Genomic DNA, 12,018 nt, shown 5'->3' with positions numbered 1-12,018 from the left:
TTCATCCTCCTGTTCGAGGATGTTCGATCAACTGACCATCGAGTAATTCAAAATGGCGCTGGCACTGTTCTGCAAGCGTATGGTCATGCGTCACTAAAATGAGGGTCGTACCCAACTCACGGTTCAACTGAAACAATAGTTGCTCAATTTCTCGCGCAGTTTGACTGTCTAAGTTTCCTGTCGGTTCATCGGCAAAGATAATTTTTGGCTCAGCAATCAGCGCACGGGCAATTGCAACGCGCTGCTGCTCCCCACCCGAAAGTACCTTCGGTGTTTGGGTGGCCTGTCGCTCTAATCCAACTTTTTGCAATAAACTCAAAGCACGACGTTCAGCTTCTACAAAGTTAAATGATGCATGAAGGCGTAACGGCAGCATCACATTTTCAACCGCAGTCAGGTGTGGCAGCAGTTGAAAGGACTGAAACACAAAGCCAATATGCTTTAAACGCACCTGTGCACGCTGTTCTTCATTGAGCTTGGAAATACTTTCACCACAAACGATTAGCTCACCACCGCTAGCCTGATCTAAAGTCGCCAAAATACCTAGTAAGGTAGACTTTCCTGAACCTGAACGTCCTGTAATTGCGACTTGCTCACCTGCTAATATGCTCAGACTCAAATCTGAGAAAATAGTCAGTTCTTTTTGCGGAAGTTTAATCTTTTGTGTCAGTTGCTGGGCAGAAATAATCACTTGTGGCATGATGCCTACATCACTATGAACTTGGGTCATAACATCCCTATATGCAAATATTCGTGCAAAATCGCAAATTTAAAAAACGTATCAGTTCATACTTGGTTTTGCTTGCACTGTGCCTAAGCCCCACTTGGGTTTTTGCAAAAACCGTGATGGTTTTAGGAGATAGCATTAGTGCAGGTTATGGCATAGAACCACAGCAAGCATGGGTAAATTTACTGCAAAAACGGTTAGACCAACAGTATCCGAAACAACACAAAGTGGTCAATGCCAGTGTGAGTGGTGAAACCACCAGTGGCGCTTTGGCTCGTTTACCCAAACTATTGCAAACGCATAAGCCAAATGTGGTGGTGATTGAGCTTGGCGGGAATGATGGGCTGCGTGGTCAACCCCCTCAGATGATTCAAAAAAATTTAGCGCAACTGATTCAACAGAGTCAAAAAGCCAATGCCACCGTGGTTGTCTTGGGAATGAAAATGCCACCAAACTATGGCACAGCCTATAGCAAGGCATTTGAAAATAATTACAAAGTGGTCAGTCAACAGTTCAAAGTGAAATTACTGCCCTTCTTTTTAGAAGGTATAGCGGGAAATAACAGCTTGATGCAAAAAGATTTGGTTCATCCAAATGGCAAGGCACAGCCTATTTTATTAAATTTAGCTTATCCCTATATAAAAGGCGCTTTATAAAGCGCCTTTTATGCTGATCATATCCGCTGATCAGAAGTCAAAAAAAACCACTTCACCACTTTCAAGTGAGTACTCAGCACCAACCACTTGTAACTTGCCTTTGGCAATTAAACTTTCAAGCACAGCTGAGCCATGACGTAACTGATTTACAGAGGCAAATACATTTGAACGCACCGCGTGTTTAGACAGTTTGCATAAGTCATGTTTCAGTTCGGTTTGCATCAAGGTTTCAACTGAAGGACGGACACGGTTTACAATCGACATCAAGTTTGCAGACGGTGGACTATCTGGGTTCATCAAGGTGTCAATGGTGGCTTGAATCGCACCACAGTGACTATGGCCAAGTACCACAACTACCGCGCAGTCATAACGCTCAGCCGCAAATTCAACACTGCCAACTTGCGAAGGTGCAACCACATTTCCTGCAACACGAATGACAAACAGATCACCCAAGCCTTGGTCAAAGACCATTTCTGCAGGTACACGGGAATCAGAACATCCGAGTACAATCGCAAATGGGTTTTGGTCTTCCGCCATCTCTGCTCGTTCTTGGTGAGACAATTGCTTATGGTGGGTTGTCTCACCCGCTACAAAACGTTGGTTACCTTGTTTTAGACGGCTTAAAGCTTCTTGAGCTGTTAGCATTCCCTTTCCCACCCGATTGTTATTAAGTTGGACTAGTTTAATCCCAGCGAAATTGATTGTCACTTGCAAAAAACATAGCGTCTTATTTTTTTGCTTAATTTTAAAGTTGCATTTTATATCAATAAAACCATTACACAGTTCACACTTTATCCAAATGCAGTATATCCTTTCAAATAAATAATTAATGACATTTGCATGAAAGCGATTAAAATCAAACAGACCTGTAAATAAACATAAAAACTATTCAAAATCAGAGCATTTTTATCTTATTCGGTCAGTTTTTTCATTCATCTCCGTTTAAGGATGAACCATGATGATGCGCTCAAAATCCGTCTTGAAACAAAGTCTAAAGGCCGGTCTATTCGCCTTAGCTTTGTCATTTTCTTTCGCCAGCCATGCGGTCGAAAATACCATCATCAAAGACAAACTCAGTTTACAAAGCTACCTTCTACAAGAACGCGTCACCGCCGGCTTAAAAACTAAAACACTTAAAGTGGATGATATCGTTTGGAGCTATAACGAAGGTGGTGCAGTTGATAAACCGACTATTTTGTTGATTCATGGTTTTGCTGGAAATCGGGACAATTGGAACCGTGTGGCACAGTTTCTAACGCCGTATTACCACGTGGTCATCCCTGACCTTCCGACCAATGGCGACACCAAAGTCCCTGATGATTTTGATCTCTCTATGCCAAATGTCACAGAGCGACTCCGACGTTTTGTTGAAGCCATTCATATACAAGATAAGCTGAATGTTGCTGGACATTCCATCGGTGGTTCTATTGCAACCCTATATGCCGCGCAATATCCTTTTGACACGCAAAGTTTGTTTTTATTAAACAGTGCTGGGATTTATAAGAACGCCAACACCAACTATGCCAAAGACCCGCAATATTTAAAGCACTTGATTGTGAGCAAGCCGGGCGATTTAGATGATGTAATGCAACGTGTCATGCAAACCCCAATCAAAATGCCTTATTATTTAAAACGCGCCCAAGAAAAACAGTTAATTACTCAGGCTGAAAAAAACAGTAAAGTGATTGATCAATTGGTGACCTTGAACCGAATTTATACCACTGACTCCTTTGCCCGAGTGACCCGTAACATTGAAGCACCCACCCTCATTTTATGGGGTAAGCAGGACAAAATTATCAATGTCGAAGTGGCGAATGAGCTCAAATCTTTATTGAAACGTGCTGAAGCTCCTGTCATCCTTAACAATGTTGGTCATATGCCACTTTTGGAGGCAGAACAAGCTGTTGCACAGCACTACCTGCCTTTTCTTGCAAAAACACAAAAGTTAAAAAATCCATTGGCTGATAAACTGATTCCACTAAATTAATTTTGTTGAGTACGTATGCAGAAACACCCGATGATTGAGCAGCTCATTGAAGCTCATCTTAATTTTTTAGATCATGAGTTTTCGCAAGCAAGTACCGTACAAAATGAATCCACCCTCTTTTATCACTGGTTTAGAAAACAAACTTTGCAGCAACTGTGGAGCTTTGAAGACATCAATGCGCTGTTGCAAAAACAAATCTTAGCCACACCTGCAACCGATCATCTGATTTCACAAATTGCTGAGCACATTAAGTTTGCTTTGATTCACCCCATCAATGAAACAACAAAAATTGCCGATGTGATTCCTGTACTCACCATCGATAAAATTGCGCAGTATGTCGCGAGTAAAAGTGGGCATCGTCAGCGTCTAATTAAAACTGTGGTAAATAACCCAGCTTTTTCAGCCATGATTACCCAGCTGATTCAACACTCGATTCAAGACTATTTGAACAACTCTGTGATGACTAAACGTGTGCCGGGTGTTTCTAGTTTTATGAAAATGGGCAAGTCCGTACTGGAAACCGTCACAGACTCAAACCTAAATGACACTATTGGGCATTATTTGCAAAAGAACATCTTAAAACTCAGTCAAATGAGCGAACAAGTGTTAAATCAAAACTTTAATGATGAAAAGCTATATCACTTTCAAGCCAACCTCTGGCACAAAATCAAAGATATGCCTTTATCAGTTTTGAAAAATTATATTGAAGTGCAGGACTTGCCTCAAACTGTCGCTATGGGGCACGAAATTTGGGAGCATATGCGTCAAACAGACTATCTGCAGCAACAGGTGCATGATGGTGTTTACGCTTGGTACATTCGCAACCAAGAACAGCCTTTTGATTTACTACTACGCGACTTAAATATCGACGAAGCCTTAGTCCAAAATCAACTTCAAGATTTGTTTAACCCTATTATTCAAGAACTCATTCGTTCTGATTACTTACGTGATCGAGCGCGCTATTATTTAGAACAGTTTTATTATTCTGACCAAGCACAGAGTATTTTAATCCCCTAAATAAAAAGACCCGTTGAGTAAACGGGTCTTTAATTCTTATTTCTATGAATTAGAAATTAGCAACAAAACTTACACCATAGCGACGACCATCTAAAGTTTGCTCACCATCAGCATTCTGTGCAGTTTCATCTAACACATTATAGACACCAAATTTACCTTTCAAGTTTGGTGCAAATTTATAGTTGAAACCAACATCCAGGAAGTTATATCCAGGAATTGGGTCAGACATACTTGAGCGACCTAAATACGGTGTAGTTTCTCCGCGCACATGTAATCGGCTCCAAATATTCAAAGCATCGGTTAAGTCATGATCTACTGTTACATTAAATACATGTTCAGGCATGCCATTTAAAGGCTGCCCTTTAAATTGACCTGATTTAATTTCTGTATCTGTGAACGTATAATTTGCAGTTAAGGTTGTATATTCAGCTAATTTGGCATCAAATGTCACCTCTACACCACGTAACTCAGCTTTACCAATGTTTTCACGTGTGCTGATAAATGCAAATGGAATACCGCTTTCAGAACATTTCCACGTTGAAACATCATTACGGTTGTAGTCAGCATTACCCGTTGAATCACATTCACGAATTTCTTCAATTCGATCTTTAAATTGAGTTACATAACCTGTAATAGAGGTATTAACGTAGTCATTGTTCCAGTAAAAACCTAATTCTGAAGTAACAGTTGATTCTGGTTCTAGGTCTGGATTTGCTTTAATAATTCCTCGACCCGTTGTTGTTGGAGAACCACTTCCTCCTGTCACACTATAGAAGCCGTCAGTCACAGAACGAATATCTGGTTGTTTATATCCTGTAGAAACCCCACCCTTCACGGTAAATTGGTCAGTAAAGTTATAAACACCATAAATTCGCGGAGAAATATTACCTTGATATAGTTCATCATGGTCATAACGGGCCCCAAGCGTTAAATTAAAACGATCGGTTAAACTCCATGTGTCTTCTAAGAATGCAGCAGCTGACCAACGTGTCAATTCATCAAACTCTGGAACCAACGGATTTCGGTTTGTTGCTCGATCTAACAAACTTTCATCTTTATAATACCCACCAAAAGCCAGTGTATGATTACCTAACAACCAATTCCACTGTGTATTTGCAGTCCATGTTTCTAAATCAATTCCCTTCGTTCCCACGACTGTATTTTCACGATCTGGGTTTTTAGAATTTTCATATTGAATATAAGATTTACTATCCAAATTATCGGTATATCGACCATTATGCGTTAAGGCATAAACACTACGTATATTTCGACTTGCAGAGTCAGTACCTGTTGCCGCAACCGTTTTACCTGCCGTAGCCTCAGACTCTTGTGTGAAGAAATTTGCCTCTACAGCTAAGTCGTGTTGATCATTAAGCACATAAGTTAAACGTGAATTTAAACTTTCCGTTGTATGGCCTGTAAAACCACCTAAATAAGAGTCTTCTTTTCTCTCTAAACGATTTAGACCTAACTGCAAGCCAACTTTATCTTGAATAATCGGCCCTGCTAAATAAACAGAACCATTACGAATGTCTCCAGAATTATTTTTATCCTGAATAGTTGTGCCTAACTCAACATTCCCAGTCCAAACATCCGTCACCTTTTTAGTAATAATATTAATCACGCCACCCATTGCATCAGAACCATACAATGTAGATGCTGGACCACGGATAATTTCAATTCGCTCAATGGATGCAACTGGAGGAAGAATATTTTTCTCCATACCGTAGTCATCGCCATTTGGGTTAACGTCTTTAGAATATTGACGCTTTCCATCGACTAAGAACAAGGTGTAATTCGAAGACATTCCTCGAATACTAACTGTTTGACTTGCATTTTCACCCGTAATGACAACACCCGGAACACTTCTCAAAACATCTGTAATATCGTTATATTCACGCTTATCTAATTCTTCACGGCTAATCACAGTAATTGATGCTGGTGCTTTTGAAACATCCTGCTCATAACCCGTTGCCGATACAACAATCGTCTGTAATTGTGTTGCTTCTTTCTCTTTTGTAGTTTCCACAACGTCATTTGCCATCGCAAATGAACTCATTGCCCCTACAACAGCCAAAGCTAAAGTTGATCTCGTCAGATTTTTACCCATAACGCATACACCCAAAATACAAAAGAAGGAGAGATTGTGTAAATTTCGTAGGGCATTTTAACAAACGATAAACATATTGCAATAAATATTGATAATTATTCTCAATTACATTTTAGCTTTAGATAAAATATAACCCCCTAGTTTAAGGAGGTTATTTGGTAAAGTTGATTGAAATTTATTTGAAGTACGCGCCTTCAGCCTGCGTATGATCCGTCTGGTCAATCACACGACGTAACTCAGGAATGTGTTGTTGCAGAGTCGTTTCAACACCCTGTTTCAACGTGACATCAATTGCTGAACAACCCTGGCAACCACCACCGAATTTCAGTACAGCTGTTAAACCATGCTCTTCATCTTCAACTACTTCAACCAATGCACAGTTACCACCATGTCCTGCTAGACCTGGGTTAATCTCAGATTGAAGAATATACGTAATACGCTCTTCAATCGATGCATCAGGACCGACACGTGGCACTTTCGAGTTTGGTGCACGGAAAGTTAACTGCCCACCAAAACGGTCTTTGTTGTAATCAATCACTGCATCCAATAAATATGGAATAGACGGTGTGTCGATATACGCAGGAAAGTCTGGATAATCTTGGCGGTAATCGGTTGGGATCACTTCTTCAGGCGCACTATATGCCATACAACATTCAGCACGTGGTGTACCCGGATTTTCAACAAATACACGTACAGCAATGCCCGGGGTATTTTGTTTTTCTAATAAATCACGTAAATACTCTTGTGCAGTTGGAGTAATCAATAAGTTTGGAATTTCCTCTGCAACTGCAGTGCTGCTGTTCTCAGTCGACATAACAATCATTTCCTCAAGCTGAAGTTGCTATTTTAACTGAAGATGCGGGGTAATTAAAAAAAATCAACCAAAATTGTCGGATTTATTGTGAAAGTTCATCTTTTCGCTCAATTTAATGGCATTATGACCACAAGATAGTTATATGTAGAACATCTCAGAAATGTTGGATTTACCTTTTAATCATACAGTTACGATCATTATTATTACGGTCATAATTTCTATGGTGGCATTTTCAAATCAGAACGTGATGAACCGTCTGATTTTCTGGCCTCCTGCCATGCAACGTGGACAATACGATCGTTTTATTACGCATGGCTTTATTCATGCCGATGGTATGCATCTCCTGTTCAACATGTTCACCCTATTTTTCTTTGGCAGCATTATTGAAAGTTTTTACCGCCAATACTTCTTTGACTTAGGTTTTGTTTTGTTTTATTTGGGTGGTTTAATTTTTGCCATTTTACCGAGTTATTTAAAACATAAGAATGATGTGCGCTGGGCAAGCCTTGGTGCGTCTGGTGCAGTCTCTGCGGTCTTGTTCGCTTATGTGTTGTTTGAACCTTGGAAGCTCATTTTTGTGTTTTTTATTCCAGTACCTGCGATTATTTTTGCAGTGTTGTACGTGGCGTATAGCGTCTGGTCTGGTAAAAAAGGGAACTCCAACATCAATCATAGCGCCCACCTTTGGGGAGCTGCTTATGGGGTCATCATGACCTTAATTTTAGAGCCACGTCTTATTCCGCATTTTCTGAACAAATTAACCCAGTTACCTTTTTAAAGCTGAGCCGTAGCTTGCAAATGGATTGCATCCATACGCATATAGGCTCAGTAACATTTTTTCACAGCAACGGGTGGTCCTGATTTTTACAATAAACATCAGGACAACTATAAACCAAGGAAATTGCGATGAAAATAATGTCTATATTTGCAGCCTTGATGATCAGCCTCAGTTTTACAGCCTGTGCGGTACACACCCCTGAAGGGAGTATCATCGTCGATCCTGATCGTTCTTATTATCCTCATGGCCAAGGCGATTTCTGTCCACCCGGACAGGCCAAAAAAGGTCGCTGCTAAACTCAAAAGCCTTCTATTCAGAAGGCTTTTTTATTACATATATTTTTACATAAATTTGGCATGAAATGCCAAGCAGGAATTTGATTTGGCATAGATAATGTTTACAACTGTATATAAATAGCAAATGCCAGTGAGATTTCTTGCATGTCCAATCCCTTAGATGGTCTTCAATTTCCAATTTACTCGAAAACACAAAAAGTTAGTACCTCACGTACAGGGAAAGAGATTATTGCAGAGGCCTTAGCCAATGTTGATCACCAAACCTCTGTTACTGCACTTACAGAAAAGAACTGGCGTAAACAATATCCACGCTATTTTAAATCCTTAGTTGAATTTGGGATTCGTAATCAAATTGCACCGATTCAAATGGCACAAGATGGGCTCAACAAAGCACATAATGTGTTTGAGTTTTATCGAGATGGGCAAAAGCATCTCCTCAAAGATGTAATGTCACTTGAAAGCGCACCACTGCATACTATTAAACTCAAAGGCGAAAGTCATGCGACGCCTGAATGGTCAGTGCCTTATAAAGGCCAACAACTCAAAGGGGGTACTTTACTTGCACAAATCCAAACATGGTTAGATGCAGGTGTGATTGAACCCAGTCATGCTGAAGCACTGATTGCTTGTGTGGAACATCCTGAATGGTTTGATTTATCTGACCGCACGATGGTCTTGTTCGGTGCCGCATCTGAAGCGGGTCCACTCACATGGTTAGCTCAATGGAAAGCCAATATTGTGGCGGTTGATTTACCCAATAGCCGTGTATGGGGCAAAATTTTAGACACCATTCAACACGGCAATGCCACGCTATATGCCCCATCGGTTGAAGCCTTGAGTGCGGAAACACCAGTGTCTGTTCTCAAAGAAAAACTCGGCGCGAACTTACTGACACAAGTGCCTGAAATTGCACAATGGTTGGTACAAAACCCACATCAGTTAGATTTGGCCGCGATTGCGTATTTGGATGGTGAAAAGCATGTCCGTGTTTCTGTTGCAATGGATGCGATTATGCAATATGTCAGTGCGCACAAAGTAGATACCAGTTTGATGTATATGTGTACACCTACCGATGTCTATGCAGTTCCAGAGGAAGTCATTACCGCATCTGAGCAAAAGTTCAGTGGACGCTCTAAAACACAGCAAGTGATCAGCAAGAGTATTTCAACCCTCAGCGGGCAACTTTTCTTTAAGAAAAACCTACATGACCTCGTCGAATCAGATAATGACAAGTCTTACGGCATCACCGACTGTTTAGTGATTGAGCAAGGGCCAAACTATGCATTGGCTAAACGTATTCAGCAGTGGCGTGCAACGCTTGCTCGCTCGGAAGGTCAACGCGTCAGCATCAATATTGCACCATCAACCACCACGCATTCTGTCACCAAAAACCCACTACTCAAAGCCGCATTTAATGGGGCGAGTTTGTTTGATGTAGAAGCCTTTAAGCCAGCAACCACCAATGCCATTATGGCGGCCTTATGGATCCATGATCTCCGTAATCCTGAGTCTGTAGCTAACCCAGAGGTCAATCTTGAACATCCTCTAGAGCTGATGATGCATGGTGCAAACCACGGTGGCTTATGGCGTGTAGCTTATTTAGCACGTACTGCACTGCCCTTTGCAGCACTTTATGGCTTTGCCGCAGATAAACTACCTTTAGACAAAGTCTGGGCGAAGTTCAAAAAGTAAAATATGAACAGCATCGTTCATAAAATACAGAGCTAAAAAAACGCTACTCAAGGTAGCGTTTTTTATCATTGGTTTTTACACATCAGATTAAACGAACTGTAGGAACAACCAGAACAAACCACCTGATAAACAGATCGTAGCTGGCAAAGTAAAGATCCAAGCCGAAAGAATGGTTCTCACTGTCGCAAAATTCAGACCTGACTTATTCGCCACCATGGTCCCTGCAACCGCAGAGTTCAATACGTGTGTAGTCGAGACTGGCATACCAAAGCCATCAGCAGCTGCAATCGTGGTCATCGCCACCAATTCTGCTGACATGCCTTGACCATAAGTCATATGGTTTTTACCAATACGCTCACCTACAGTCACGACAATACGCTTCCAACCCACCATCGTACCAAGACCTAAAGCCAATGCCACAGCCACTTTCACCCATGTTGGGATGTACTGTAAGAATGAATCTAAGTTACTACGATATTCTTTTACTGTCTTCTTGTCCGCTTCCGACATCGCTGGCAATTGATCCGCTTTATCCAAACGTTTGAATGCTGTCGTGCTTAAGTACATGTCATTACGTAGTGCAGAAACTTCAGCTTCAGGAATATCTTTAAGATCTCCATAATGACCAACACGCTCACCCAAATGATCTGTCAAACTGGCTAAAGCAGGTACGACTTCTGGGGTCATTTCTTTGGTTTGAATATATTGCGTGATCACCGTACGGGCTTTTTCATCTGCAATATCGTTATGATTCGGATAAATCACAGCCGCAGTTTGATCTGAAAGTTGAGCAAATGACTGAATGTGCTGTGAATCTAAATTCTTATTTAAAGAATAAGCCAAAGGCACAATACCAATCAAAATCAGCATGATTAGCCCCATACCTTTTTGACCATCATTTGAACCGTGCGCAAAACTCACACCTGTACAGGTAAAAATCAAAATGGCACGAATCAGTGGAGGTGGTGGTTTGTTGCCTTCAGGTGGCTGGAACAGTTCCAGTTGTTTCTTAAAGATTTTTTTCACCAATAAGAACAACACTGCTGCAAAAGCAAAACCGATCATAGGTGAAAACAGTAAAGCTTTACCGACTTTAATCACCTGATCCATATCTACACCCGAAGCACCACTGCCTGAATGCATCAGGTAGTTCATGATGCCCACACCCAAGATTGAACCAATCAAAGTATGTGAACTTGATGCTGGAATACCCAAGAACCATGTGCCCAAGTTCCACAAAATTGCAGCAATCAACATGGCAAACACCATGGCAAAACCTGCGCCTGAGCTGACATTCATAATCAACTCAACGGGCAGTAGCGCAATAATACCGTAAGCCACTGCACCACTTGCGACCATAACCCCAAGGAAGTTACAGAAACCAGCCCACATCACCGCAACAGGTGCAGACAGTGCATTGGTATAAATGACCGTTGCAACCGCATTGGCAGTATCGTGAAAGCCATTTACAAACTCAAAACCCAAAGCAATGAACAATGCCGTCGCTAAAAGAATTAAAGAGTAAAGATTCAGTGCAGGAACATGCGATAAGTCAGCAGAAAGCTGAAAGCCAATATAAATTAGCGTTGAAATAATGACCGTTAAAAACACCGGCATAAAAAATTTCGGTGTAGGTACGTGCACATTCGTCGACTTGACCTGTGTCACGTGCACCTGATCTTGGACGGGAGGAATATTAGAATTCATGCAGACGGCTAAAGAGGATATCAATATCCCCTATTGTTCAATTTAATTGTGACAATTATATGACAAATGCGTGTCACATGAAGCCAATTTTTTCATAATTGGCTTATTTTAGATCAGCAGTAAATCGCTTATAAGCCTTGAACGCAATGTGCTGGCTCAAAATTTAACTTTTCGGTGCGGATTACGCTGAATTATTTTCTTACATTTGACTATGCTGTCTGTAACAATCTGCTC

At 41.1% G+C, this 12,018-nt stretch carries 11 protein-coding genes; 6 read left to right on the top strand and 5 right to left on the bottom strand.

The annotated features are described in order from the left end of the window. Position 1: 1 nt before the first annotated feature. Positions 2-730: an ABC transporter ATP-binding protein gene (locus PTT44_RS08085; RefSeq protein WP_168158331.1), complete on the bottom strand. Its 729-nt coding sequence runs from the start codon at positions 728-730 to the stop codon at positions 2-4. 11 nt (positions 731-741) lie between these two features. Between PTT44_RS08085 and PTT44_RS08080 the strand changes: the two genes are divergently transcribed. Then, the gene (locus PTT44_RS08080) at positions 742-1,383 is read left to right on the top strand and encodes an arylesterase (RefSeq protein WP_168158332.1); all 642 of its coding nucleotides are present in this window, start codon (positions 742-744) and stop codon (positions 1,381-1,383) included. Positions 1,384-1,413: 30 nt separating this feature from the next. On the opposite strand, the gene PTT44_RS08075 is transcribed toward PTT44_RS08080, so the two are convergent. After that, positions 1,414-2,028 carry a carbonic anhydrase gene (locus tag PTT44_RS08075; RefSeq protein WP_004694391.1) on the bottom strand — a complete coding sequence of 205 codons (615 nt, stop codon included), beginning with the start codon at positions 2,026-2,028 and terminating at the stop codon, positions 1,414-1,416. Positions 2,029-2,338: 310 nt separating this feature from the next. Between PTT44_RS08075 and PTT44_RS08070 the strand changes: the two genes are divergently transcribed. Together PTT44_RS08070 and PTT44_RS08065 are read left to right on the top strand one after the other, a co-directional pair. After that, positions 2,339-3,370: an alpha/beta fold hydrolase gene (locus tag PTT44_RS08070; protein WP_148826457.1), complete on the top strand. Its 1,032-nt coding sequence runs from the start codon at positions 2,339-2,341 to the stop codon at positions 3,368-3,370. Between the two features lie 15 nt (positions 3,371-3,385). Further along, positions 3,386-4,387 carry a hypothetical protein gene (locus tag PTT44_RS08065; protein WP_168158333.1) on the top strand — a complete coding sequence of 334 codons (1,002 nt, stop codon included), beginning with the start codon at positions 3,386-3,388 and terminating at the stop codon, positions 4,385-4,387. A gap of 49 nt (positions 4,388-4,436) precedes the next feature. Here PTT44_RS08065 and PTT44_RS08060 read toward each other — a convergent pair whose 3' ends face one another. Further along, the gene (locus tag PTT44_RS08060) at positions 4,437-6,497 is read right to left on the bottom strand and encodes a TonB-dependent receptor domain-containing protein (protein WP_168158334.1); all 2,061 of its coding nucleotides are present in this window, start codon (positions 6,495-6,497) and stop codon (positions 4,437-4,439) included. A gap of 175 nt (positions 6,498-6,672) precedes the next feature. After that, positions 6,673-7,311 (bottom strand): Fe-S biogenesis protein NfuA, encoded by a 639-nt coding sequence (gene nfuA / locus PTT44_RS08055; protein ID WP_004981041.1) that lies wholly within the window; start codon positions 7,309-7,311, stop codon positions 6,673-6,675. A gap of 160 nt (positions 7,312-7,471) precedes the next feature. Here nfuA and PTT44_RS08050 point away from each other — a divergent pair, with 160 nt between their 5' ends. The 3 genes from PTT44_RS08050 to PTT44_RS08040 all read left to right on the top strand — a co-directional run bounded on the left by PTT44_RS08050 (position 7,472) and on the right by PTT44_RS08040 (position 10,077). Beyond that, entirely contained in the window at positions 7,472-8,089 is a 618-nt protein-coding gene (locus tag PTT44_RS08050) for a rhomboid family intramembrane serine protease (protein ID WP_168158335.1), read from the top strand. Positions 8,090-8,217: 128 nt separating this feature from the next. Next, entirely contained in the window at positions 8,218-8,385 is a 168-nt protein-coding gene (locus PTT44_RS08045) for a hypothetical protein (RefSeq protein ID WP_004694400.1), read from the top strand. A gap of 144 nt (positions 8,386-8,529) precedes the next feature. After that, complete coding sequence (locus PTT44_RS08040; RefSeq protein WP_168158336.1) at positions 8,530-10,077, top strand: hypothetical protein; 1,548 nt, start codon at positions 8,530-8,532, stop codon at positions 10,075-10,077. Between the two features lie 87 nt (positions 10,078-10,164). Here the strand turns inward: PTT44_RS08040 and PTT44_RS08035 are convergent, their stop codons facing one another. After that, positions 10,165-11,784 (bottom strand): inorganic phosphate transporter, encoded by a 1,620-nt coding sequence (locus tag PTT44_RS08035; protein WP_125281190.1) that lies wholly within the window; start codon positions 11,782-11,784, stop codon positions 10,165-10,167. Positions 11,785-12,018 lie beyond the last annotated feature (234 nt).

It is taken from the genome of Acinetobacter sp. Gutcm_16, assembly GCF_028649355.1.
Taxonomy (GTDB): domain Bacteria; phylum Pseudomonadota; class Gammaproteobacteria; order Pseudomonadales; family Moraxellaceae; genus Acinetobacter; species Acinetobacter johnsonii.
Note: the sequence above shows the minus strand (reverse complement) of the source record. Positions and strands in the feature narration are given on the sequence as shown.